Origin of the sequence: Desulfococcus multivorans (assembly GCF_001854245.1) — a bacterium.
GTDB classification, from domain to species: Bacteria; Desulfobacterota; Desulfobacteria; order Desulfobacterales; family Desulfococcaceae; genus Desulfococcus; species Desulfococcus multivorans.
In genome coordinates this window covers 638,077-662,369 of sequence record NZ_CP015381.1, presented here as the reverse complement: position 1 = coordinate 662,369, position 24,293 = coordinate 638,077, and the positions used below count along the sequence as shown (strand labels likewise).

General features: G+C 57.6%; 28 protein-coding genes. 14 read left to right on the top strand and 14 right to left on the bottom strand.

All coding sequences use genetic code 11. The features are described 5' to 3' along the window. Window positions 1–46: 46 nt before the first annotated feature. A complete protein-coding gene (gene pyrE, locus dmul_RS02795; protein WP_040414638.1) occupies window positions 47–604 on the top strand; it encodes an orotate phosphoribosyltransferase in 558 nt (185 codons plus the stop codon). 147 nt (window positions 605–751) lie between these two features. On the opposite strand, the gene queD is transcribed toward pyrE, so the two are convergent. The 3 genes from queD to dmul_RS02780 form a co-directional block, all read right to left on the bottom strand. Further along, on the bottom strand, window positions 752–1,126 hold the full coding sequence (gene queD, locus dmul_RS02790) for a 6-carboxytetrahydropterin synthase QueD (RefSeq protein ID WP_020876110.1): 375 nt from the start codon (window positions 1,124–1,126) through the stop codon (window positions 752–754). Window positions 1,127–1,147: 21 nt separating this feature from the next. Beyond that, window positions 1,148–2,266, bottom strand: a complete 1,119-nt coding sequence (gene dnaJ / locus dmul_RS02785; RefSeq protein WP_020876109.1) for a molecular chaperone DnaJ — start codon at window positions 2,264–2,266, stop codon at window positions 1,148–1,150. A 273-nt stretch (window positions 2,267–2,539) separates the two neighbouring features. Beyond that, complete coding sequence (locus dmul_RS02780; RefSeq protein ID WP_020876108.1) at window positions 2,540–3,193, bottom strand: TIGR04211 family SH3 domain-containing protein; 654 nt, start codon at window positions 3,191–3,193, stop codon at window positions 2,540–2,542. 180 nt (window positions 3,194–3,373) lie between these two features. Between dmul_RS02780 and dmul_RS02775 the strand changes: the two genes are divergently transcribed. Further along, window positions 3,374–3,805 (top strand): DUF1178 family protein, encoded by a 432-nt coding sequence (locus dmul_RS02775; RefSeq protein ID WP_020876107.1) that lies wholly within the window; start codon window positions 3,374–3,376, stop codon window positions 3,803–3,805. 4 nt (window positions 3,806–3,809) lie between these two features. On the opposite strand, the gene fabD is transcribed toward dmul_RS02775, so the two are convergent. From fabD to dmul_RS02745, 6 genes are read right to left on the bottom strand one after another with little or no spacing between them, the layout of a single operon-like run. Further along, a complete protein-coding gene (gene fabD / locus dmul_RS02770; protein ID WP_020876106.1) occupies window positions 3,810–4,745 on the bottom strand; it encodes an ACP S-malonyltransferase in 936 nt (311 codons plus the stop codon). Beyond that, window positions 4,742–6,121 carry a glutamyl-tRNA reductase gene (gene hemA / locus dmul_RS02765; protein WP_234979193.1) on the bottom strand — a complete coding sequence of 460 codons (1,380 nt, stop codon included), beginning with the start codon at window positions 6,119–6,121 and terminating at the stop codon, window positions 4,742–4,744. Before hemA ends, fabD begins: the two co-directional genes overlap by 4 nt. Window positions 6,122–6,165: 44 nt before the next feature. Continuing rightward, window positions 6,166–7,008 (bottom strand): c-type cytochrome biogenesis protein CcsB, encoded by an 843-nt coding sequence (gene ccsB / locus dmul_RS02760; protein WP_020876104.1) that lies wholly within the window; start codon window positions 7,006–7,008, stop codon window positions 6,166–6,168. Continuing rightward, window positions 7,005–7,733, bottom strand: coding sequence for a precorrin-2 dehydrogenase/sirohydrochlorin ferrochelatase family protein (locus dmul_RS02755; RefSeq protein WP_020876103.1), 729 nt, complete (start codon window positions 7,731–7,733; stop codon window positions 7,005–7,007). Before dmul_RS02755 ends, ccsB begins: the two co-directional genes overlap by 4 nt. Window positions 7,734–7,746: 13 nt before the next feature. After that, window positions 7,747–8,532, bottom strand: a complete 786-nt coding sequence (locus dmul_RS02750; RefSeq protein WP_040414656.1) for an MBL fold metallo-hydrolase — start codon at window positions 8,530–8,532, stop codon at window positions 7,747–7,749. An 11-nt stretch (window positions 8,533–8,543) separates the two neighbouring features. Next, entirely contained in the window at window positions 8,544–9,581 is a 1,038-nt protein-coding gene (locus tag dmul_RS02745) for a DHH family phosphoesterase (protein WP_020876101.1), read from the bottom strand. Window positions 9,582–10,126: 545 nt separating this feature from the next. On the opposite strand from dmul_RS02745, the gene dmul_RS02735 reads away from it, so the two are divergent. The 10 genes from dmul_RS02735 to cobD all read left to right on the top strand — a co-directional run bounded on the left by dmul_RS02735 (window position 10,127) and on the right by cobD (window position 16,619). Then, on the top strand, window positions 10,127–10,429 hold the full coding sequence (locus tag dmul_RS02735; protein ID WP_020876100.1) for an AtpZ/AtpI family protein: 303 nt from the start codon (window positions 10,127–10,129) through the stop codon (window positions 10,427–10,429). Continuing rightward, window positions 10,426–10,806, top strand: a complete 381-nt coding sequence (locus dmul_RS02730; RefSeq protein WP_020876099.1) for an ATP synthase subunit I — start codon at window positions 10,426–10,428, stop codon at window positions 10,804–10,806. Before dmul_RS02735 ends, dmul_RS02730 begins: the two co-directional genes overlap by 4 nt. Before the next feature lie 24 nt (window positions 10,807–10,830). Then, window positions 10,831–11,505 carry a F0F1 ATP synthase subunit A gene (atpB, locus tag dmul_RS02725; RefSeq protein ID WP_020876098.1) on the top strand — a complete coding sequence of 225 codons (675 nt, stop codon included), beginning with the start codon at window positions 10,831–10,833 and terminating at the stop codon, window positions 11,503–11,505. Between the two features lie 2 nt (window positions 11,506–11,507). Beyond that, window positions 11,508–12,479 (top strand): ATP synthase F0 subunit C, encoded by a 972-nt coding sequence (gene atpE, locus dmul_RS02720; RefSeq protein ID WP_020876097.1) that lies wholly within the window; start codon window positions 11,508–11,510, stop codon window positions 12,477–12,479. A gap of 74 nt (window positions 12,480–12,553) precedes the next feature. Further along, complete coding sequence (gene atpE, locus dmul_RS02715; RefSeq protein ID WP_020876096.1) at window positions 12,554–12,802, top strand: ATP synthase F0 subunit C; 249 nt, start codon at window positions 12,554–12,556, stop codon at window positions 12,800–12,802. 30 nt (window positions 12,803–12,832) lie between these two features. Continuing rightward, window positions 12,833–13,288 carry a F0F1 ATP synthase subunit B family protein gene (locus dmul_RS02710; RefSeq protein WP_020876095.1) on the top strand — a complete coding sequence of 152 codons (456 nt, stop codon included), beginning with the start codon at window positions 12,833–12,835 and terminating at the stop codon, window positions 13,286–13,288. Next, the gene (locus dmul_RS02705; RefSeq protein ID WP_020876094.1) at window positions 13,285–13,881 is read left to right on the top strand and encodes a F0F1 ATP synthase subunit B family protein; all 597 of its coding nucleotides are present in this window, start codon (window positions 13,285–13,287) and stop codon (window positions 13,879–13,881) included. The genes dmul_RS02710 and dmul_RS02705 overlap by 4 nt, the downstream gene beginning before the upstream one ends. 294 nt (window positions 13,882–14,175) lie before the next feature. Next, complete coding sequence (cobU, locus tag dmul_RS02700; protein ID WP_020876093.1) at window positions 14,176–14,718, top strand: bifunctional adenosylcobinamide kinase/adenosylcobinamide-phosphate guanylyltransferase; 543 nt, start codon at window positions 14,176–14,178, stop codon at window positions 14,716–14,718. Between the two features lie 102 nt (window positions 14,719–14,820). Then, complete coding sequence (gene cobS / locus dmul_RS02695) at window positions 14,821–15,549, top strand: adenosylcobinamide-GDP ribazoletransferase (RefSeq protein WP_020876092.1); 729 nt, start codon at window positions 14,821–14,823, stop codon at window positions 15,547–15,549. Then, a complete protein-coding gene (gene cobD, locus dmul_RS02690) occupies window positions 15,546–16,619 on the top strand; it encodes a threonine-phosphate decarboxylase CobD (RefSeq protein WP_020876091.1) in 1,074 nt (357 codons plus the stop codon). The genes cobS and cobD overlap by 4 nt, the downstream gene beginning before the upstream one ends. A gap of 43 nt (window positions 16,620–16,662) precedes the next feature. On the opposite strand, the gene dmul_RS02685 is transcribed toward cobD, so the two are convergent. The 3 genes from dmul_RS02685 to dmul_RS02675 form a co-directional block, all read right to left on the bottom strand. Next, window positions 16,663–17,568 carry a DMT family transporter gene (locus dmul_RS02685; protein ID WP_020876090.1) on the bottom strand — a complete coding sequence of 302 codons (906 nt, stop codon included), beginning with the start codon at window positions 17,566–17,568 and terminating at the stop codon, window positions 16,663–16,665. A gap of 88 nt (window positions 17,569–17,656) precedes the next feature. Continuing rightward, window positions 17,657–18,331, bottom strand: a complete 675-nt coding sequence (locus dmul_RS02680) for a zinc ribbon domain-containing protein (RefSeq protein ID WP_020876089.1) — start codon at window positions 18,329–18,331, stop codon at window positions 17,657–17,659. Window positions 18,332–18,619: 288 nt separating this feature from the next. Beyond that, window positions 18,620–19,057 (bottom strand): CoA-binding protein, encoded by a 438-nt coding sequence (locus dmul_RS02675; protein ID WP_040414635.1) that lies wholly within the window; start codon window positions 19,055–19,057, stop codon window positions 18,620–18,622. Between the two features lie 184 nt (window positions 19,058–19,241). On the opposite strand from dmul_RS02675, the gene polA reads away from it, so the two are divergent. Together polA and dmul_RS02665 are read left to right on the top strand one after the other, a co-directional pair. Next, on the top strand, window positions 19,242–21,926 hold the full coding sequence (gene polA / locus dmul_RS02670) for a DNA polymerase I (RefSeq protein ID WP_020876087.1): 2,685 nt from the start codon (window positions 19,242–19,244) through the stop codon (window positions 21,924–21,926). 283 nt (window positions 21,927–22,209) lie between these two features. Beyond that, the gene (locus tag dmul_RS02665; protein WP_020876086.1) at window positions 22,210–22,662 is read left to right on the top strand and encodes a hypothetical protein; all 453 of its coding nucleotides are present in this window, start codon (window positions 22,210–22,212) and stop codon (window positions 22,660–22,662) included. Window positions 22,663–22,727: 65 nt separating this feature from the next. Here dmul_RS02665 and dmul_RS02660 read toward each other — a convergent pair whose 3' ends face one another. Both dmul_RS02660 and dmul_RS02655 read right to left on the bottom strand, forming a co-directional pair. Then, a complete protein-coding gene (locus dmul_RS02660) occupies window positions 22,728–23,153 on the bottom strand; it encodes a MaoC family dehydratase (RefSeq protein WP_020876085.1) in 426 nt (141 codons plus the stop codon). Window positions 23,154–23,232: 79 nt separating this feature from the next. Then, a complete protein-coding gene (locus tag dmul_RS02655; protein WP_020876084.1) occupies window positions 23,233–24,282 on the bottom strand; it encodes a GAF domain-containing protein in 1,050 nt (349 codons plus the stop codon). Window positions 24,283–24,293 lie beyond the last annotated feature (11 nt).

Sequence of the window (24,293 nt, the reverse complement as noted above, 5' to 3'; positions counted from 1 at the left end):
TTGCCGTCGGATTCGATCCCTTTTGCCGATCAAGGTATGCTTTCCGATGAAACACGAACTGATTGAACTCTTATGTCGAAAATCCTTCAAATACAGTGAAGAACCCATATTCAAACTGGTATCCGGGCGGATGAGCAGCTTCTACGTCAACTGCAAGCCCACAACGATGGATCCTCGTGGGATGTTCCTGATCGGCCACCTCGTTTTCGAAGCCGTCAAGGACGCGAACGTGACGGGCATCGGAGGGCTTACCTTCGGGGCGGACCCCATCGCCGTTGCAACGGCGTTCGCATCCGGCCTGAACGGACAGCCCATCAAGGCTTTTTCCATTCGAAAGGAACAAAAGGATCACGGCATCATCCGATGGATCGAGGGAGATATGGCGCCAGGGGAGCGGGTGGCCGTCATTGACGACGTCGCCACCACCGGGGGGTCCACCATCAAAGCCATCGAACGGGCCCGAAGCGAAGGGCTATGCGTCGTGAAAGCCGTCATTCTCGTCGACCGGCAGGAAGGCGGGCTGGAAAATATTCGGAAACACGTTCCGGAGGTTACGGCCGTCGTCACCCGGGACGAACTCGTCCGTCAATGGCGGACCGCCTGACCGCTGCCCTGCCAGGCCCGACCCCACATACGTCCTCCGGCTCGCCCGGACTGGCTTCCCCAATCAAAGCGATTGATTACGCGGCTCCAATAAACCTGCCCCCCGGCTCAACCTGCAGGTGAACCAGGGGGTTCGGATGAACGGCGTTCAGGGAAGAATGTAGGTTGCGCAGGCGTCATCGGACTCCCAGGCGCTGACCCGGGTAACCCTGACGCCCGGCGTATCGAGGCGCTTTTGCAGCTCCTGGGCGATGTGGACGGCGATTCTTTCGGAGGAGGGTTGTTCCACGCGCTGAAAGAATTCCAGCTCATTGAGAAATTTATGATCGATTTCCCGGATGATGTCGGCGACATGGCGCTTGACGTCCCCGAAGTCCATTAGAACGCCCGCTTCGTTCAGATGCTCGCCGCCGACACAGACCTCGACCTTCCAGTTGTGTCCGTGGAGATTTTCACATTTCTGCCCCACCATCCTGAGCTGGTGGGCGGCGGCAAAACGGGTCAGAATCTTCAACTCAAACATGCGCTGCTCCATATCCCCCGGTTATCTCGCCGCTCCAGCCTGGCTGCCCTTCAGGATATTTTTCAGTTTGTTGGTAAATTTCCCCTCTTCGAGTTTGGCAAAATCCCGCAAAAGGGCCTCCTGCTTCCGGCTCAGGTTCGTCGGCGTCTTGACATCCACCTGGATGATCTGATCTCCTCGCCGGCCGTTTTTCAGGGAAGGAATGCCCTCGCCGTGAAACCGGAATATCTCCCCCGGCTGGGTTCCCTTGGGAATCACCAATGTCTTCTCTCCCTGGAGGGTCGGCACCCTGACCTTGTCGCCCAGAGCCGCCTGGATGAAGGAGATGGGGATCTGGCAGACCACGTCGACGGCGTTGTGCCGCTCGAAAAATTCGTGGGGACTGACGTGGATGAAGACATAAAGGTCACCCGGCGGGCCGCCGTTCTCCCCCGCCCCCCCCTCGCCGCTCAGCCGAAGTCGTGAACCGTTGTCCACCCCGGCGGGTATCTTTACGGACACCTTCTTGGTGACCCGAACCTTGCCGCCGCCCTGGCAATTGTCGCAGGGATGGGTGATGATCCGGCCGTTGCCCCGGCAATGAGGGCACGTCGTCCGCACCGTAAAAAAACCTTGTGAGCGGGAGATCTGACCGGAGCCGCCGCAGTGGGGGCAGGCTTCGGGGTGAGTTCCCGATGCGCATCCGCTTCCCCCGCAACTCGGGCAGTTGGCCAGCTTTTCGACATCGATCTGCGTCTCCGTGCCGAAAGCGGCCTCCATGAAGGAGAGCTTCATATCATAGCGAAGGTCATTGCCCCGGCGGCCTCGGCCGCTCGAACGCCGACCCGATCCAAACCCGAAAAAATCCTCGAAAATATCCCCAAAACTGGAGAAGATATCATCAAAACCGCCGAACCCGGAAAAACCCTGCCCTTCCAGGCCCTGATGACCGTATTGATCGTATATGCTCCGTTTCTGGGGATCCCGAAGCACCTCGTAGGCTTCCGCCGCCTCCTTGAACTGTTCTTCCGCGGCTTTATCGTCCGGATTCCGGTCCGGATGGAACTTCATCGCGAGTTTGCGATATTTGCTCTTGATCTCACTGTCACGCGCATCCCGGCTTACGCCCAGGATCTCATAGTAATCCCGTTTTGTCGTCATCGAACATCCTGATTTCTGACCTCGTAATTGATGTCTGAATGCAAAATAAAACCCCTGCCGAACACTGATCTAAATTAATGCCAAATTCCCGGATGTCAACGCACGGCGTCCATCCGGCAGGCGCGCGCGAAACGGAATGTTTCCCTGTTTCAACCGCCGCCTTTCATGATGTCGACTGAAGGATCGCGGCTGAAGACCGGAGTCCTGATACAACGGCTTGAGGGCTTATGAAATCACCCCGACGCCATTGACTCCTGAAGCTCGAGCGGGCCCCTATAAGAGGGATGATCGCCGCCGGCTGTCGCCCCGGCTCAGCGCCCCGACAAAAAATCCCAGCAGCACCAGAACGCCGCCGCCGACAAAAAAAGCGGCATTTTTTTGCCACTCCTGGTCTTCCGTCCTGGCCTTCAACTGGTCCGTCATCCTCTTCTGCTCCTCCAAACCCTCGGCGGCGGCTTCATACGCCGCCTTGACCTTCAGGAAATCCCTGGATTCCGTTTTCAGAACATCGTAGGAATGGGTTATTTCCTCCAAAGTCCGGCGGCTCTCCCCCGATAAAAGATCGAGCCGCTGGTTCTCTTCCTTCAATCGCTCATTCTCCTGCTTCAAGGCATCCACCTCGGCCGCAAGCGTGTCGTGGGCCTCCTGAAGGGCTGTGAGCTGTTTATTCCTGGATGAGTTCCGAATGAGAAACCGGGAGATCACCCAACCTTCCCGGCCGTCCGAAAGCCTGACCCGACTCCAGCCGTCCCGGCTTCCCCGAACGTCCATCTCCTGCCCGGATTCCGCTTCGCCGATGACCTTATAGTTGATCCCCGGACCGGTTCGAATCGTGATCCGGATCGTGTCGTTGACATACATTTTCTCAGCTTGCGCGGCCGCTGAAAACACCAGAAGGCATATTCCGATCGTTAGAATTTTTTTCATCCGCAAACCAACTCCAGTACGTCTATCGGTTAAAATCCGGCGTCTGCCGGAGAAGGCGTTTTAAAGGGCTTATACATACGCCAAAAAAAAAGACGCCGTCAATAAACTCTTTGAAAATATCAACCGTTATGGTAATTGAACCATTATCAGGTACAATCGTGTAACAAGAGGTAATCACAGATGATCGTATATGATTTGCAATGTTCCCGGGGGCATCTTTTCGAAGGATGGTTCAAGGACAGCCTGTCGTATGAAAAACAGATGGAAGAGGCACTGGTTTCCTGCCCCATCTGCAAGGACAGAGTCGTCACGAAGGTCCCTTCCACCTTTGCCGTCAAACCCTCCCGATCCACACACAAACCCGCGGCTTCCGGGGAGGAGACGGAGAGACTCGGCCGGCAGCTGATGGACTTTGTGGACAGGAATTTCGAGGATGTGGGGTGTGATTTCGCCAAAGAGGCCCTCAAAATCCATTATGGTGCCGTGAAGCCCAGAAACATCAGGGGAAGCAGCACCTCGGATGAGGAGCGGACCCTGAAGGAGGAGGGGGTCCGGTTCTTTAAATTTCCCCTGGATTCGTCCCGGGACCCCTCTTCGGATCTGGACTCCTGACCCATCAGGCCGCGGCCTTCAGGAAAACCTCGAGACTTTTCATATCATTGACATTATAGATCTCGCACGGATAGGCCTTCGGCAGGATCTTTTTCACCAGCCCGGTCAGCACCTTGCCCGGACCGACCTCCACGAATACCGTCACATTTTCCGTCATCAGCCTGAGAACGGACTCGTACCACCGGACCGGACTGCACAGCTGTGCCGCCATGAGATTCCGGATCTCGTCGGGATCGGCGGTTCGGTCTGCCGTGACATTGTGGATCACCGGGCTTTCCGGCGGATGAAAAACGACGGTGCCGAGAAAATCACGAAACTCGGCCTCCGCCCCTTGAATCAGGCGGCTGTGCCATGCGCCGCTGACCTTGAGCGGGATCGCTTTTCCACCCTGGGCGGCGGCCATCTCACCCGCCTTTTTGACCGCATCGGGCGAACCGGTGATGACGATCTGTTTTTCCGCGTTGTGGTTGGCGACCGTGACGACCCCTTCCGTCACCTGAGCCACAAGGTCCCGCACCGCATCGATGGACAGCCCGATAACGGCGGACATGGCCCCCTTGTGCAAGGTCGCCTCGCGGTGCATCAGTTCCCCTCGCCGGAAAACCATTCGGAGGGTGTCTTCCTCGGAAACAACGCCCGCGGCACACAATGCGCTGAACTCGCCGAGGCTGTGCCCGGCAGAGACGCGGGGCTTCACCCCCTCCCGCCTGAGAATTTCGAGAAACGCGAGGTTCACCGTCGTGACCGCCGGCTGGAGATTGACCGTCTCCGTCAGGGCGGCCATGGGTCCCTCGAAGCAGAGGGTGGATATCGGCAACCCCGTGATCGTCTCGGCGGCCTTAAACCGCTCCTTTACAACATCATATTCCTCGAACACGTCCTTTCCCATGCCTACGCTTTGAGACCCCTGGCCGGGAAACAAAAAGGCGATCGCTTTCATAGGTCTTCCTCATCGAGTCTGAAAAGTTTGCGCGTGGCGTCCAGATAAATCGAGTTTTCACCCAGACATCCGTTGCGCTTCAAAAAAAGGGTGGGATCATGAAGGATCTTGTTGACCAGCGCATTGGTCATGCGACGAATCGCCTGGCCCTCCTCCGCAGAAAGATGCGCGAGGGACTGATTCAACGTCTTTCGGATCTCGGCCTCGGCAATGCCGTAAAATTTCTCCCGAAGCCCTACGATGGTCGGCACGATATCCAATACTTCATACCATTGCCTGAATTTGATGACCGTCTCCTCGATGATCCCCTCGGCGCGTCGGGCCTCCCGGTTTCGGTCTTCGACATTTTCTTCGATGACGTCCTTGAGATCGTCGATGTCGTAAACGTAGACATTGGAAAGGCGGTTGATCTCCGGGTCGATATCCCGCGGAACGGCAATATCGATGAAAAACAACGGGCGATTCCGGCGCGGACGAAGCACCTGTTTGATCTGATCCCGACGCAGAATGAAACCCGGGGATCCGGTGGAGCTGATGATAATATCCACGTCGCGGAGGACATCGGTGATCTCCTCGAACCGGATAGCCTTGCCGTGAAACCGTTCGGCCAGGGCCACGCCTCTTTCGAAGGTCCGGTTGGCGACGAAAATTTTTCCGGCCCGGTGCCGGATGAGATGTTCCACGGCCAGTTCGGCCATCTCTCCGGCCCCCACCAACAACACCTTCCTGTTTTCGAGATCGCCGAAGATCTTCCGACCGAGCTCGATGGCCGCATAGCTGATGGAGACCGCGTGATCGCCGATGCCGGTTTCGGTTCGAACCCGTTTGGCGACGAAGAAGGTCTTGTGCAGCAAACGGTTCAAGATGACCCCGGAGGTCTTTTTCTGGACGGCGTCGCGGTAGGCCGCCTTGATCTGGCCCAGGATCTGCGGCTCTCCGATCACCATCGAATCAAGGCTGGCGGCCACCCTGAAAATGTGACGGACCGCCGCGTCACCCTGATGAACATAGAGGGCGGATTCGAAGTCGGCCACGGCGAGCTGCTTGGATTCACTGAGGTAGTTTTTGGCCGCCGCCACCGCGGCAGGCGCATCCGGGGTGGCCATGAGGATCTCGACGCGGTTGCACGTCGACAGCAGAAAAACCTCCCGAATGACCGGCAACGCCTGAAAATGGCGAAGCGCCGTATCGGCTTCGACGTCGGAAAATCCCAGGCATTCCCTGAGCGCTACCTCGGCGGTCTTGTGATTGAGCCCCAGAAGCACGATGTCGAGTCGGGGGTTCTCCTTGTCGCACTCCAGACAGCAAAGCGCCGATGCCGCATCGGAATGCCTCGACTGCATCGCTTTGAGATCCGCGGTCTGCTTGTCGTCCATGGCCGCCCTCCCTTTGTCAAAGGCCTGCGGTTGAACGGCGCGGCTTACCATTGCGTAAATTCTCCATGATGTCCCTTTAAAAACACGTTAACACCCAAAAATGTAAACAGCAGCACCACAAATCCGACGATGGACATAATCGCCGATTTCCGTCCCCGCCATCCCACGGTCAGCCGTTCGTGAAGCAATGCGGCGTAAAAAAGCCACATGATCCCGGACCAGATCTCCTTGGGATCCCCGCTCCAGAACCGTCCCCAGACGGTTTTAGCGTAAAGGAACCCGCCGATCAACCCCACGGTGAGCAGCGTGAACCCAAAAACAATACACGCATAGCCGGTGGTGTCAAGCAGTTCGAGAGAAGGAAGGCGACGGTAGAAGAAACCCCGTTTTTTGTTTTTGATGGCATATTCCTGAACGAGGTAGAGGATTCCCACCCCGCAGGCCATGGCAAAAGCCGCCTCGCCCAGGAGAATGATGACGACGTGAAAAATGAGCCAGAAACTTCGGAAATGGGCCTGGACCTGAGCCGGTTCGACGGGCAGCCGTGAGGATACGATCATCACGAACGCCGCCAGGGGAGCGGCATAGATCCCCATCACTTTCACCTGAAACCGGTACTGAAACACCAGAAAAAAACCCGTGACGGCCCACCCGACCAGCAGAAGCGTCTGGTGAAGATTGTGGGCGGGCAGGGATCCGAAGTGGACAAAGGCGTATCCGAGCAGTAGGCTGTGACAGAAGAACCCCGCCCCCAACAGACCGTATCCGAGTTTCTGCCAGAACTCCCGCTGCAGAAACAGATAGCCGAAATATCCCATCGTGCTCAGGATGTAAAACACCATCGTCACGGTAACGAGCAGACTCATCGCATCCATCATGGCCGTCATATCGCCTTCATCAAGGATTCAAAGGTATATCCCTCTCCCAGGGCTTCCGTCAGCAACCGGTCGATATCCCCAAACCGCCCCTCCCGGATCAGCGGGATCAACCCGCCGTCGATCACCCGCCTGAACCGGACCTTGTGGGCCTCCGGGTCGTGCCCCTCGCCCAGAAGTCTCTCCCGAAGGGCGCCCAGGAGCTTCAGGGCGATATCGTATTCCTCCCCCAGCTGTGCCTCCAGATCTTTACGCAACCGTCGGGCCAGAGCAGGACTTTTGCCCGACGTCGATACCGTGACGATCAGATCACCTCGGGAAACCATCGCCGGGAGGGTGAAATCGCCCGTTTCGGGCTGGTCCGCAACACTGCACAGTATACCGATCCGCCGTGCCGCCGCCAGGACCGCTGCGTTGACGGGCGCCTGGTCCGTAGCGGCGATGACCATAAAGACCACTCCGGGGACGGGCAATCCCCCATCAGCCCCTTCGGGCGAAGGCTTCGACGCCGTATCGGGTTGAACGATCAGATCGCCGCTTTGAAACGCCCGCGGAAGCCAGCGAACGTCGCCGCTGTCGATGACGGATTTGAGGGCCGGCGTCGTCACAGGGCTGATCACCGTGACCCGGGCGCCGCAGCGCATCAGCCGGAGGGCCTTGCGGGTGCCGACTTCGCCCCCGCCCACAACCACGCAGAGCCGATCCTGGACATGGAGGTTTACCGGATAGCTTCGCATCAATTGCAGCCGCCTACCAGTCCACCCGCATCAGGTCTTCCGCCAGCAGAAGCGGTCCTGAAAAGGATTTACGGCATTCCCCCCGGATGTCCGCCCCCTCACATGGGGGGTAGAAATGGGTCAGCATCAATCGTTTCACCTCCGCCCGCCTGGCGATTTCTCCGGCCAGGGCAGGCGTCAGGTGTTTGACGATCTTCATGGCATCCGGCACGGCGGCCTCACAGATCAACAGGTCCGCCTCGTGGGCCAGCCGGATCAGGGCGTCGCTGTAATCGGTATCGCCGGAGTATACGGCCGAGCGCCCTCCGGCGGCGGTAATCCGGAAGGCGACGCTCTCCGGGTTGTGCTCCGTCGGCGCCGTGTCCACCCGAAAAGCCTCGAACGATCGAACGTCCGGGCCATCGGTGTCGAATTCAATGATCCTGAAGCCGTCCGGCGGCAACGCGATCCAATGCCCATAAACGTTCAAAAGTCCATCGAAAAAGGCCTGAATTCCCCTGCCGCCCGCCAGGACCAGCGGAGTGCTTCGCCTGGAGCCGTCAGGATATTTGTTCGCGAAGAGAAACGGAACAAGCTCTCCGGTGTGGTCGGGATGGAAATGGCTCAGGAAGATGTGGGTTACGTCGAAAATTTCGACGTCGATCTCCAGCAGCCGCCGCATGGTTCCCGGCCCGATATCGAAAAGCAGTTTCGCGTCGCCGGTTTCCATGAAAACTGAACAGGCGCTTCGCCGCAGGGACGGCACGCAGGTTCCGGACCCCAGAACGACCACCGACAGGTCATCCGTCGCAAGCTTCATGGACCTGCCCTTCATGGCGGAAATCCCCCAGTGTTTTCAGCGTCCTTACGGCAGCTCTGGGACGCCGGATGTTTTTTTTCGATCCGATCGATCACCCAGTGGAGCACCTGACGATCGTTATTCACGTCGATCATGTCGGCAACCGCGTCGACCGGTATTTCGGCCCGCGCCATGCTCTTATGCCCCCCCGCCGATCCCAGTTGACAAAAGCTCGTTTTGGCCACCCGCCCCGCATTCTTCCGGATGCCGTCGTTTCTGAAAATCAATATCAGGGTGCCGTCACAGACCCCTGAGACGATGCTCCAGGTGACAGGGTTCACCCGCATGAAAAAATCGGCGATCAACACGCAGACGTCGGGGTTTGCCACGGCCCCCAGGTGAACGAAAACCCGTCCTCTGTGGATTCGCATGGTCTCGATGGCGATTCTGAAGTATTTCAGAAAGTCGATCCGAAGGTCGGCCTGCTCGATCTTCCGGGCCAGCGTCGTATTGGCGTATCGGAAAAGAAATTGAAACGCCCGGATATCCTCCATTGCCGTCTGGCGTTCGAAATTCCGGGTGTCGGTCTTGATGGCGTGGAAAAGCCCCGTGGCCAACCTGACCGAGGGTTTGATCCTCGCGGCACGCAAGTACTCGGTCACGATAGTGGCGCTGGCGCCGTAATCCGGTCGCACGTCCGCATACTTCACCTCCATTTCCGTTTTGGGGTGGTGATCGATGACAACGTCGACATTGAATCGCTTGAAGGCATCGCTGTGAGCGGGTTGGGAATCCACGAGAACGACGCGGGTGAAGCGTTTTGGGTCCTTGATATCCTCGATATGGATCAGGCTCACATCGAGCAGCCGAACCATAGCCACATTGTCGGGCCGTTTGATCACGTTGATGCTCGAGATGGTGACGCCGGCCACTTTCCGCCACAGAAGCCGCTTGACGGCCATGGCGCCGGCGATGGCATCCGGGTCGGCGTTGATCAGAATCAGCACCTGATCGACGCCCGAAAACAGTTTGTAGAAACGACGAAGCCTTTCGACGGCGGAAAGTTTCATGGGGTCAACAACACCTGCTCGCTATATAAACATAATGACGCAACGTTCGACTTTCACAAGCCGATACCGGTCACCATCATGAAAGTCGAAAGTTGAAACAATGATTCGACGGCACACAATCGATGAGACGGTTCGCACCTCTTTTCGGAAACCGGCGACGGCGGAAACGACCGCCGCCCCCATCCGGATAACCATCATCACTGTCTGCGGTCATGTCAAGAGATTACGGCCGCCCCTGAAAATACTATGATGCCCCGGCTCATATTACAAACATTTTTTCCCATCGCCGTCCAGAATCTTTTTCCGGCAACGAAGCGCGACAACGGCAACGAATTTCCAGAAAAACCAGATAAAGGGCATCATGCCCACGGTTCACGAAGCATCACCCTCCCGGCCCTTCGCATTCGGTTCGACATTGCACCAGGCAACCCAGCGGAAGAGATCCGGGAATAAATTCAGACCTTGACACGATGGATCCGGATCTGTTATAGGCCATATCGAAAATGGAATTAATATGAACGGGCGGATCTCGGCCCTTATGCGAAATGCATGCGGCAAAACTCATCCACCGGAGGTCGACAACGGCAAAGAAATATTTCAACTACAAAAAGAATCGGGACTGGGCTGAAAATCTGCAAATCATCATGCAGCTCGGCCTCACGATGGCAGGTTGTATCATCTTCTGTTTTTTTGTCGGTTGGTATATCGACAAATGGCTGGGAACCCGAGGCATCTTTGTAACCATTTTCATCCTGCTGGGCGTCATCGGCGGTGGAAATGTGGCCTATCGCCAAATCATGGACATGATGGGGCAGGGAAAAGACGGAGAGACAAAAAACCGGGAATGAATACCGTACGACAAACCCAGAAGACGTACTGTTCCAGAGCACTGATATCTGCCATCCTCATCTCTCTTGTCTTCATCTTTGCCGCTCAGAAACCTTTTGCAAAAGGCCTCATCATCGGCACCCTCGCCAGCATCGTCAATTTCATCCTCATCGGCGAGTCCCTGCCCCGCAGGGTTCTTCAATCCTCCAGAATCAAATCACTCGTTTTATCCATGGGATCCATCCTCCTGCGCTTCGGACTGATGGCCGTCCCCCTGGTCGTCGCCATCAAATCCGAAGACTTCAATCTGTTTGCCGTCGTCATCGGACTGTTCATGGTCCAGATGATGATTCTCATTGATCATTTTTCGTCCTTCATTTTTTCTTCAACCGGATAGGGGTCATCTTAGAGGAAGTGATTTATGGAAGAATTAGGTAGGGTACACCAGTTGATCGTTCCGTTCTTCGGACACGACATGACGTTCAACCTCGAGGTGATGGTCATGACGTGGCTCGTTATCGGCAGCCTGCTTCTCTTCGGTTTTCTGGCGTCTCGAAAGCGAAGCCGGCTGCCGGGGCCGTTGCAGTCCGTGGGAGAGTTGTTTGTCGTACATCTGTATGGACTGACGGAGGATGCGCTGGGCAAGGAGAAAGCCAAGACTTATGCGCCTCTGATCTGCGCGCTCTTCATGTTTCTGGTCCTCTCCAACTGGTTCGGCATCATCCCGAACCTCGAGGAGCCGACGAAAGACCTGAACACCCCCTTGAGTCTGGGGTTGATGGGTTTTGTCATCGCCCACTACGCCGGGATCAAAGCAAAGGGGTTCAAGGAGTACGTCAAGGAATATTTCCAGCCGATTTTTTTCATGATGCCGCTGAACGTCATCGGCGAGCTCGCCAAGGTGGTATCGATATCCTTCCGTTTGTTCGGCAATATCATGGGCGGGTCCATCATTATTCTGGTCGTCTCGTATCTGACATACAGCATCATTTTTCCGCCGCTTCTCAATGCCTTTTTCGGCCTTTTCGTGGGCACCATTCAGGCGTTCGTTTTTACAATGCTCACCGTTGTTTACATCTCAGTACAGGTTAGATAACCATGACATATGACATCGCAACTTGGGTAAAGGTCTCGGCTTTTATTGGAAGTGGTCTGTCGATGGGTTTCGGGGCCGTCGGGGCCGCCATCGGAGAAGGGTATACGGCTGCACAGGCAAACGCCGGCATCTCCAGAAATCCCGACTCCGCCGGAAACATTTTCAAGAACATGCTGGTGGGGCAGGCAGTGGCGGAATCAGCAGCCATCTTCGCGCTGGTGGTGTCCATGATATTGCTGTTCACCCAGCACCGGGCGGAAACGCTATCGGTGTACATCCTCGTCTCGGCCGGCGTTTGCATGGGGCTGGGCGCCATCGGCTCCGGCATCGGCGCCGGATATCCCGCGGGCGAAGCGTGTTTCGGTATTTCCCGTCAGCCGGCTATAGCGGATCAACTGACCACCACCATGCTGATCGGATCGGCGGTTACGCAGACATCGGCGATTTACGCACTGGTCACGTCCCTGATTCTGCTGTATGCGGACTTTTTCACCCGTCCCTTTTCGCCGACATGGGCGGCCGTCATCGGCGCGGGTTTTGCCGCGGGACTTGGCGCCATAGGCTCCGGCATCGGAGAGGGATTCGTCGCAAGAGCCGGATGCGAGGGGGTGGCAAGACAGCCGCTCAGCAGGGCGCCCGTCACCAACGGCATGCTTCTGGGAATGGCCGTTGCCGAAACCACCGCGATTTACGGGCTTCTTGTCGCCGTGATACTGCTCTTCAAAACCTTTGAACCGGCCACGTCTATGGCAGCCTGCATGGCCTTGGTCGCAGCCGGATTGTGCATGGGACTCGGGGCCGTCGGACCGGGAATCGGAGAGGGATTCACCGGCGAGGGAGCGGTTCGATGGATGTCGCGAAGTCCGAACGAGGTGGCGATATTGACCCGCTCCATGCTCGTGGGACAGGCGGTCTCCGAATCCACCGGCATCTATTCCCTGGTCATCGCACTGATTTTGATCTTTGTCGTATAGAGAGCGTCCATGGTCATTATAGGTAATTCATTACTATACTTCATTTAATCCTAAAATGGGAGGATTTGATTAACATGGCAATCGAAGGCGTAGATATCATCAGATCGGCAGCTTTTCTCGGCGCGGGATTTTGTATGGGACTGGGTGCAATCGGACCTGGTGTCGGTGAAGGAATGGCAGCCGCCAAGGCCTGTGAGGCCATCGGAAAGAATCCGAAGGAAGCCGGACTCCTGACGCGAACCATGCTCGTCGGCCAGGCCGTTACGGAATCAACGGGAATCTATTCTCTTGTCATTGCGCTGTTGCTTCTTTTCGTCGTTTAGTTTTATCATCATCAGACATGGAAGATAATAATGCAAATCGTCAGCAATATAGCTTTAATCAGCATCAATGAAACTCTGTTCGCCCAGTTGATCTCGTTTCTGATCTTCCTGTTCATTATCAACCGCATCATGTTCCGGCCGCTGAAAACGACCATGACCGAGCGGGACGACTTCATCCAGGGCCTCGACCAGGGGATCAAGGATACGGAAAATGAGGTGGAGAACATCCTGACGGATCTGAGACAACGGGAGAAAGTCGTCAAGATAGAGGCGTACAACATCAGCGCGAAGTTAGAGCACGAAGGCAGTGAAACGGCCGAAAGCATTCACCGAAAGGCTGTTTCAGCCATTGCTGAACTGAGGCATAAAACGGAGAAGCAAGTCGACGTGCAGCTCAAGGAAGCCCAAAAGCACCTTGAGGCCGAATCGGAGCATCTGGCCGTCCATATCATGGAAAAGGTGCTGAACCGGAGATTATCTTCATGAAAAACAAGTGGAAATTTCTGAGCCTGTGGATTGTTGTCCTTGCCGGTACGGCGGCATGCCTTCACCTGTTCGGAGGTGATGCATTCGCCGAGGAGGGAAACGGGAATTGGCGCAAGACCTATGATATGGTGATGCTCTGGGTCAACTTCGGCATCCTCTCCTTTGTCGTGGTGAAGTTCGGCAAAAAGCCGCTGATGGGATTTCTGAGGATGCGCCGGGATGAAATCGCGGCGGAAATCAAGGACCTGGAAAATGAAAAAGCCCTGGTCACCGAAAAAATCAACGAGGCCCGCAAAGCCATGGTGGCGAGCGATGTCCGCTTTGCCGAGCTGAAGGAAACGATCGTCCGCATGGGCGAAAAGCGACGGCAGGATTTGATCGCCGACGCCGAGCGGGAAAGCGAATTCATGATGTCTCTGGCCGAGCAGAAGGTCGGCGGTTATATCCTGGCGGCGAAAAAAACATTTAAGGACAGGCTGGTGGATGCAGCGATCAACCTCGCCATGACCCGCCTTCCGGATCACATGACCGAAGCGGATCGGCAAGACATGTTCGAGAGCTACGTTTCCTCGATCGAACGAAAGATCGGATAGCGTTTTTCCAGAGCGATGCAACAGCGTCAGGAACAAGAACCCGGTCAGTGATTTGGCCGGGTTCTTGTTTTGAGGCTTCAGGGGCGCCTCCGTGACAACCGGCCCGCTTATGTCCATAACGTTTTCAGCCGCTCCCGGAAACCTTTTCCGCTTCAAACCTTACTGATTTCGTGCCGCCCCTGCCCCCTCGTCATTCTCCCCGGATATTTTCGTCCCAACCGTTTTGATTTTCCAGCGCTAAAGTGGTAAGAGGCCTTCCAGCGAATGTTCAACCCGGAATCGAGGAGATAGCATTTGAAAAAAATCACCTTCGTTGTGGGCGGATGTCGAAGCGGCAAAAGTCGCCATGCCCAGAATCTGGCCGAGGCGGCGGCGCAGACCCGGAGGATCTACATTGCCACCTGCATCCCTTACGACGATGAAATGAAAGACCGGATCATACGGCACCAGAACGACCGGGATCGAAGCTGGCATACGGTCGAAGCCCCCGTCGCGCTGCCAGAGGCCGTTGCCGACGCCGGAAAGACGGCGAACGTCGTTCTGGTGGACTGCCTGACCTTGTGGACCACAAATCTGTTGCTGACCCCGGAGACATCCGATCGGATCGACCGATATGTCCGGGATCTGACGGATGCTCTCGATGATGCGTCCTGCCCTCTCATTCTGGTCTCCAACGAGGTGGGCGCCGGCATCGTCCCGGAAAATCCTCTGGCTCGGCGATTCCGTGACGTCATGGGAATCGTGAACCAACGCGTCGCGGCCTGCGCGGACGAGGTTGTCTGGACGGTGGCGGGCATCCCCGTGATCATCAAAAAAGCGGAATCCGCCATGCCTTGAGAAATCCCGACCCCGGATTGCGCCCTATCGGAGCGACACCCATACCCGGCATCCCAGAACCAAAGACTTTCAATGATCGGAAAAGGAATCCCTGAACGGAAGATGAAAAACCTCATATCCGCCATCCAATTCATCACACGGCTCCCCGTCGGGAGGCCAGGAACCTTCGAACCCGTCGGCATGATCCCGTTCTTTCCGATAGTGGGCCTTCTCATCGGGGCACTCCTGGCCGCCTTTGATCACGCCGCCTCACAGCTCTGGTCCCGAAACATGACCGCGATCCTGGACGGCGTATTCCTGATCTGGATCACCGGCGCCTTCCACATCGACGGCCTGGGCGACACGGCCGACGGGCTCTACGGCAACCGCCCCCGGGACAAAGCCCTCCGGATCATGAAAGACAGCCGCATCGGCGCCATGGCCCTCGTCACCGTGATCTCGGCCCTGGCGGTCAAATGGGGCGCCATTGCCGACCTGGATCGCCACAGGGCACTCTTCCTTCTCATTATCCCTGCCTATGCCCGAGGCAGTATGCTGTTCGGTTTTCGGTTCCTGTCCTATGGCAGGCCGGATGGGGGTACCGGTCATGCCCTGTTCCGGAAACCGCTCACCTTTGGAGATTTCTGGGGCCTGTCCATCCCCATCGGACTCTCGGCTCTTGCCGGTTTCCAGGGGCTTGCGGTGACGGTTGTTTTCATCGCGGTGGTCGTCGCCGTCCTGCAATTCTACCGGCGACGCATGGGATGCATTACGGGAGACATGCTGGGCGCCATGACGGAAATTATGGAGGCGGCGCTCTTTGCAGCGGCCGCGGCGGGAGGTGCGTTATGATCAACGGGCACGGCGGAAACATCTACCAGCTGGCGACGGAGTTGGGTTGCCGGCCCTCGGATATCGCCGACATGAGCAGCAACGTCAATCCCTTCGGCCCGCCCCCGGGCCTGACAGACCACCTGCGGGAGCGCCTCCAGGTCATCACCGCCCTGCCGGAGGCGGCAGCGGAATCCGCCGTCCGGGCTTTTGCCGCCCGGTTCGGCATCCAATCCGCGCGGGTCGTGCCCGGCAACGGCACCACCCAGCTGATCCACACCCTCCCCCTGGCCCTCAAAAGCCGACGGGTCATGATCGCGGCCCCCACCTATGCCGATTATGCCGACGCCTGCAGGATGCACGAGGTCTCCTTCGGCCATGTCGTCGCCGATGCCTCACGGCGGTTCGCACCCGACATGGGGGCGCTTTCCGATGCCGCCCGTCGGGCAGACACGATGTTCATCTGCAACCCCAACAACCCCACCGGTAGCCTGATACCGGGAGACGAGATCGTCGACCTGTGCCGGCGGCATCCCGCCGTCCGGTTCGTCATCGACGAGTCCTACCTTCCCTTCGCGACCGGGGGCGAAGCCCATAGCCTCATTCGTTCCGATCTTCCCAATGTCATGGTGCTCCACTCCATGTCCAAAATCTTTCGCGTCCCCGGCCTGAGAATCGGTTTTCTGGCGGCTCCCCCCGATGTCGCGGAAAGCATGAAGCGGTATTACCTGCCCTGGAGCGTCAACAGCCTGGCCCACCTGGCCGTGACATACCTGATGGCGCGTCGGGACGAGATCGACCCCTTCATCGAAAAAAGCCGGCAACTTCTGGATCGGGAGCGTCGGGAGATGACGGATCGGCTCGGGCGACACCGGAACATAGAGGTGTTTCCCAGCTGCACGTCGTTCCTGCTCGCGCGCCTCTCGGAAGGCCGCACGGCGGAAGCGGTTTGCAGCGCCCTTGCCCGGGAGCGGATCCTCATCCGGAACTGCGGCAACTTCGAGGGGCTTTCGGAACGGTTCATCCGCATCTCTCTCAAGACGCCGGAGATCAACCGGTTGCTGGTGGAAAAACTGATCCCCCTGCTCTGATCCCTTGTCCCGCCGCAGACGAAGACCGGCAGGCCCGGGAGCGTCAGGAGGAGACGGGCGCCGGCCGTCTTGCCGGCCGCCCCGCGTGTGTCAGGTAAACACCGCCGATGACGAGGACCGCCCCCACGAGAAGAGACAGGGTCGCGGGTTCGCCCAGGATAAAAAAGGCCAGAATGATGGCGCTGACCGGCACGAAGTTGATAAACAGACCGGCCCGGGTGGGTCCGATGGCCTTGATCCCCTCATAGTACCAGATAAAGCCGATTACGGTGCCGAAGACGCCCAGGTAGATCACGTTGAACCAGACAACCGCGGTGTATTCCGGGAGATGGCGGGTCACCCCCTCGAAATAGGCGGGAACGAAGAGGGCCGCGGCACCCACGGCGGCGGAGTAAGTCACCGATACGAGGGGCGTCACGCCGGAGAGGATCATTTTGCCGATGATGGAAAAGGCGACCCAGCTCAATACGCAGCCCAGGATATAGACCTCGCCCAGGCCGAGGCCTGCCGTCAGGAGCGCCGCGGGATTTCCCCGGGAGACCACGATCATGGCGCCGGCGACCGAAAGGAGGATGCCGATCACCTTGAGGGGGGACAATCGTTCCCTGAAAAACATGGCCGCGCATATCGTAATGAATATGGGGTTCAACGCGATGATGAGGGCGGCGCGACCGGCGCTGATGAGCTCGAGCCCCTTGAAGAAAAAAATGTTATAGGAGAAGACGCCGGTCATTCCCAGCAGGAACAGCGGCAGAATCTGGCGCCGCTCCACCATGGGCAGCCGCCCCTCAATCCGCCAGGTCAGCAGGAGGAGAACGATGGCGGCCACGGTAAAGCGAAGAAAAGCGACGGAGCAGGGAGAAATGCGGCCGGAAAGCATCCGACCGGCCACAAAGGTTCCTCCCCAGAAAAACGCCGTCAACAGCAGCTTCAGATAAATTTTGAACATGAATCGGTATCCCCGGGTGAGGCGCCGCCGGTGTTCGGCGGGGATGCTTTCGGCGTATCAGGGCCGGGTTGGTGCGCCCTTTCCTCGTCTAGGCCGTAAGGTCCCGGCCGCAGTGCTTGCAGACGACAGCGCGCTTCTTTATGATTTCGGCGCAAAAAGGGCATTCACGGGTGAAGTGGTGTTCATGGATTTTGTCGATGGCCGCCGTCACGCGCTTCTGAAGAACAGCGTTCCCGAATTTCCGGTTTCTCAGGGGTTCGATGGCATCGATGCCGGCCAGGTCTCCGATGACCGCGGCCGCACTCATCCGGACACGCATCGGCTCCACGGCGTCCAGCAGGATACCCAGGATCGTCTCCCCGTCCCCCGCGGCGGCACAGTCGTCGATGCGGGCAAGGCCCCTCTCGATCTGGACCTCGATCTCCTTCTGCCTTTCCAGGGCCGCCTCGTCGATAATCTGACCGCGACCGCCCTGGGGACCGTAGACGGACATGCACTCATAAGTCTCGGTTCCCGGATAACAGATGCAGCGATAGGAGGCCGTCCGACCGTAATTTTCGCGGATGTTGTCCCATCCCTCGACATAGAGCCGGCACGCGTCGTTGAAGCAGACGAACATGTAGGGGGAACCCCATCCCAGACCGTCGTCGATAAGGATTTCCGGTGCCTCCCACAGGCTCATCTCCTGATGACAGTATTTGCAGAGAGGCCGTTTCTGGCGGATCACCCGCTCGAAAACTTCCTCCTTGGTTTCAAAGGCCATTGGCGTATTTCCTCCGTTTCATAATCGGGTCTCCGCCTGAAATCGGCCTTTGATGTGCGTAGCGCCGAGATCGGATTTTTGCGGAACCGTCAGATCTATTGATTGCCGAAGCCGTTATGCGCTCCGCAGTCGGGGCATTGCCAGGTGATGCCGTTGCAGGACATCCCCCATACGTTTTCGGCCATGCACGACTGGCATATGGCGAAACCGCATCGGCATTGCCAATTGAACGCGGCGTTCCCGCCGCAACAATGGCAGGCGACATCGCGAAAAAGCCTTCGCCGCGCCCTAAACGATGATGTTCTTTTTGAAGAGGTTTTCATGATCCGTCTTGATGCATCGGTTCATGACCACGTCGATCCCCGCTGCCGTCAACACCTTCGCCGCTCGATGATTTTCGATGCCCAGTTGCATCCAGAAGACCCTGGGGCGGAGGCGAATGATCTCGGGCACGTGGTCCGTAATCTGCGCCGGGGTGCGAAACGCGTCCACAACGTCGACGGCCGTATCGATGTCGTTCAGACACCGGTATGCCTTTTCGCCCAGGATTTCCTTCTGTGCCGGCCTCACCGGCAGGATACGGTAGCCGGCATCCTTCAGATATCGGGCCACCTGATGGGAGTCCCGATCCGATTTCGGGCTGACGCCCAGAACCGCGATGGTCGCCGCCTCTGCCAGCACGACCCGGATCTGCCGATATTCCGTCAGAATTTCGCCGTTTCCCAATCCGCCCCATCCCTTACGCTTGTCGTTCACGCCGGTTGATGATACATAAAAACCCTGATGATATCCGAAGCGTACCCGCTCGAATACAGTGTCTGAGAAATTAAGTCAGGAGGCGGGGCATGTCAACATGAAACCCATGCCGCCGCTCCATAAAACGTGATGTCGCCCCCCTGAAGGAGATGCCATGACCCATCGCCCCACACTCTACCTCATCGACGGCAGCGCCTACGTCTATCGAGCGTTCCACGCCATCCGAACCGGACTGACCAACGCCGGGGGACTTCCCACCAACGCCGCCTTCGGATTCACCAGAATCCTGACGAAGATGATGGCGGAAAAGGATCCCCGGTACATGGCCGTATGCTTCGACATGAAAGGCCCCACATTCAGGAACGAGATCTACGCGGACTACAAGGCCAACCGGCCGCCCATGCCGGAAAACCTGGTGGTGCAGCTGCCCTACATCAAGGCCATCGTCCGGGGATTCCGGATCCCCTTGCTCGAGGTGGAGGGATACGAGGCGGACGATCTCATCGGCACCCTGGCCCGCCGGGGGGAGGCGGCCGGATTCACCGTGATCATCGTCACCGGCGACAAGGACTTCCTTCAACTCATCACCGAAAACACCGCTGTATGGGATCCCATGAAGGACGTTTTCACCGATCTTCCGGCACTGCGGAAAAAATTCGGGGTCGAACCGCCGCAGCTGATCGACGTGATGGGACTCTCGGGAGACACCTCGGACAACATCCCCGGCGTTCCGGGCATCGGCCCCAAGACGGCGCTGGACCTGATCAGGAGTTTCGGCACCATGGACGGCCTCTACCGCGACATCGACGCCGTCACCCGAAAAAAGCAGCATGAAAACCTGGTTAAATTCAAGGAACAGGCCTATGTCAGCCGAGATCTCGTCGCCATCCGGACCGACGCGCCGGTCCGATTCGAGCCTGCGGCCCTCAAACGCGCCGAACCCGACCTCAAAGCCCTGTCCGCACTCTTCAAGGAGTTGGAATTCCAGGAGCTTCATCGGACCTATGCCGACGTAGAAGCGGCGTCGCCCAAATCCTATGCCGCCGTCCTCGATGAAAAGACCCTGGGCGATCTTGCCAAGCGTCTCGGCGAAAGCCGACGTTTCGCCCTGGACACCGAAACCACGGCCCTCGACCCCATGCGGGCCAAACTGGTGGGACTCTCCTTCGCGCTGAAGGAAAATGAGGCCTTCTACATCCCCGTTGGCCACCGATACCTTGGCGCACCCCGCCAGATTCCTTTGAAACAGGTCATCGAGGCGCTTCGGCCGGCCCTCGAAAACCCGGAGATTCAGAAGATCGGACAAAACATCAAATATGACTGGACGGTGCTGAATCGATCCGGCATTCGCCTTACCGGCGTATCCTTCGACACCATGGTGGCTTCATACCTCATCGAGCCGTCCAAGCGGGCCCACAGCCTCGACCGCATCGCCCTCGATTACCTCGATCACAAGACCACTACCTACGAAGAGGTTGCCGGCAAGGGCAAATCCCAGGTGGGCTTCGAGGAAGTTCTCGTCGAAAAGGCCGTTCCCTATGCCTGCGAGGATGCGGATCTGACCCTGGCCGCATACGCCCTTCTGAGCGAAAAACTGAAATCCCTCGGTCTGGTCCGGCTGATGGAAACCGTGGAAATGCCCCTCATTCCCGTCCTGAAAGACATGGAGATGCGGGGGATCTGCGTCGATCGGGAAAAACTGATCGCACTTTCCAAACGTTTTCAAGACCAGCTCGACACCCTCGAAGACGAAATTTACGTGCTGGCCGGAGAACGCTTCAACATCAACTCCCCCCAACAGCTGGGCGAGATCCTTTTCCAGAAACTCAACCTGCCGGTCCAGAAAAAAACCAAAAAGAAAACCGCGTATTCCACGGATATGGAGGTGCTGACATCCCTGGCAGAACGGCACGAGCTGCCGGCGCTGATCCTGAAGCATCGCACCCTGGCCAAATTGAAATCGACCTACGCCGATGCGCTGGTGGAGATGATCCATCCCGAGAGCGGCAGGATCCACACCTCCTACAACCAGACCGTAACCGCCACCGGACGCCTCAGCAGCTCCGAGCCCAACCTCCAGAACATCCCCATCCGCGGCGAGGAGGGCATCGAGATCCGGAAAGCCTTCATCCCCCGAAAAGGTTGGGTACTGCTGGCGGCCGACTATTCCCAGATCGAACTGCGCCTGTTGGCCCACTATTCCGGCGACGCAGGCCTCATCCAGGCATTTGTGGAAGGTGAGGATATCCACAGCCGGACTGCCGCTGAGATCTTCCAGGTCTTTCCCCAGATGATCACCTCCGAACTGCGGCGCCAGGCCAAAACCATCAACTTCGGCATCATATACGGCATGGGAGCCTTCAGCCTGTCGAAGGAGCTGGGCATCAGCCGAAAAATGGCCCAAACCTACATCGACCACTATTTCGCCCGGTACAAAGGCGTCAAAACCTTTATCGACAATGCCGTCGAAACCGCTGAAAAAACGGGCATGACCAGCACGCTTCTGGGCCGCATCCGTCAGATCCCCGAAATCCGAAGCCCCAACCGGAATCTTCGGGGATTCGCCGAAAGAACCGCCGTCAACACACCGATACAAGGAACGGCCGCGGACCTGATCAAGCTGGCCATGATCCGGATCGACGGCATCTTCAAGGAAAAAAAACTCGAATCCGCCATGTTGCTCACCGTTCACGACGAACTCGTCTTCGAGGTGGCGCCCGACGAACTGGATACGGTCCGCGACCTGGTCCGGGAAACCATGGAGAATGTCTGGCCGGATTTGAAGGTTCCCCTGAAAGTCAACATCGACATCGGGAAAAACTGGGCCGAGGCTCACTGACACGAGACTTCGCGGCCCCACGGCGTGTTCCGACGTGAAAAATTTGACATGCATGCTTTTCGCGTTTATTTTTGGATGATTAAACTTTCGACTTTCACAGGCCGGTCACCATCATGGAAGTCGCCGGTCACCATCATGGAAGTCGAAAGTTGAATGGGTGGCACGTTTTGACTTTCGTGATATTGGCCGGAAACGGCTGAAGGCCGGCGGAAGGGAGGCAGCGCACTGTTTGTCGCGGACGCACTGCTTTAGAGCCTTCAGCCCCTGACAAGGGAGGTCGGTCATGACAGGCATGACGCACAGAACCTTTCCTCGCGGGAAGGACCGATACGAGATCCGCTTCGCCGAAAACATGTCGGCGGCGTATCAAAAAGGCGAGTTGATCGAAAAGAGCAGTGGCGGAATGTCGTTTTTCTCCACATCCGCGCTGAAACCCGGCTCGGGCATTCTGATCGAGTTGACCGACCCGTCGACCGATGCCGACGGGTCCGGATCCCGTCCGGATTATCTTGCGGAGGTTCGTTGGTGCCTCAAAGAAGACGCGCCGGACGACATCCGCTACCGGGTTGGCGTCAGACTCTTTATCAGTACCTGCGCCCTGTGCGGCAAGGAAATCCGCCGCCGCGCCAAGGACGACGTCGATCTTTGCGAAGCATGCCGCAGCAGACTCTGTGACAAAGCGGACGGAACGGTAAAGGCCTGTATCGAGAAGTATCTGATCGGCAACGTGGTTTGACGGGAGCACCGCCGGGGAGGAGGACCCGGGGCGGGCAGTGCCGCCCCTACGAGGGTCCGAAACCGTTATCGCGGCGCCTTGGGGGGGCTCACCAACGCCTCTCCGTCGAGAACCATGGTGCCGTCCTGGTTGGTGCAAATGGTTCTGAAAGTGACCTTGTTCTTATCATCCATTTTCCCGGTGACCTCCACCCGGGCCGTGATGGTGTCGCCGATGCGCACAGGTGCCAGAAACCTCAGATCCTGCTTGAGATAAATGGTTCCCGGGCCGGGCAGAAACGTACCCAGAATGGTGGAAATGAACCCGGCCGTGAGCATGCCGTGGGCAATCCGGGCCTTGAAAAAGGTTTTCTCCGCGTAAGCGGCATTGATGTGGGCCGGATTGAAATCCCCGGTAATGCCGGCATACAGATAGATATCCGTCTCTGAAACGGTCTTGGCGAATTCCGCGGTATCGCCGATCTGAATCTCACCGATGGTCTTCCCCGTCATCGTCATCTCCTTTCTCGCAGGGTGCGCACGCCGTCGTCATCCTTCCCGTGTCACCCCATGAATACATCGACCGCACCGTCTAAAACCACTGTCGGTGGCTCCAGATGTCCTTCTCCAGATTGCTTTTGTCCTCCTGCAACGACAGATAGAGCGAGGCGTTCTGGATGGCGAGGCCGCCCTGATGTGCGAGAGCCTCCACCAGGACGATCATGTCTTCGCTGAATTCCCGCTCCTCTTCGGTGCAGAGACGCATTACCCCGATAATCTCCCCTCCCGCCTGGATCGGCACCACGAGCATCGAGACGATCCCCTCCGTTTTCATGGCATCCCTGTACTCGATCCGCTCGTCGTCGGCGGCGTTCCGAATGACTACGGTCTCTCCTTTGAGGGCCTGGGTGATGCTCTTGTCCGGATGGACCGGCCCCTTGTTGAGGAATTCCTCGCTGAAGCCGTAGCTGGCGACGATGTCAAGGGTATTCGTATCCTTGTTCAACAGCCGGATAATAACCCCTTTCATCTCGAAGGCCTCCGCGATATCGGCCGTCATGATGTGAAGAATCTGTTTGATGTCCAGGTTCGTGGAATTGATGCTGTCGGCCAGGTCATGGAAAAGGTAGCTGTTCCGGGTGATCCGCCTGAGCAGTCGGGAATTCTGGATCGCTACGCCGCCCTGCTCGGCCAGGGCCCCCAGAAATTCGATTTCATCCGGCGAAAAACGCCTGGCGTCGGCGGTGTACAGGGAAAGCACCCCGATGTTTTTTCCCTCGACCCGGACCGGCACCACCAGAATCGAGGAGATACCCTCATCGATCTTGGCCTGGCGGTTCTGGATGCGCTCGTCCGTGGCGACATCCTCGAAAGCGAGATAGCCGTTTTTCATCAGCTCGTCACTCATCTTCTGCATGCGGTAAGGGTCCGAGTGAAGATAGCTTTCAGAAAGGCCTCTCTGACATACCGATACGAATACATCTTTCTTCTTGTCCTCCAGGAAAAGGCTGGCCGCTTTGGCGTCCATGGTTTCGATGGCGCTTGCGACAATCAGGTCGAGCAGATCCTCCCGCTTCAGCGTCGACCCAATGGCCTTGCTGATCTTGCAGAAGGTCTTGAAATAGTCTTTTTTAGCAGTCATTCAGTGTCTCC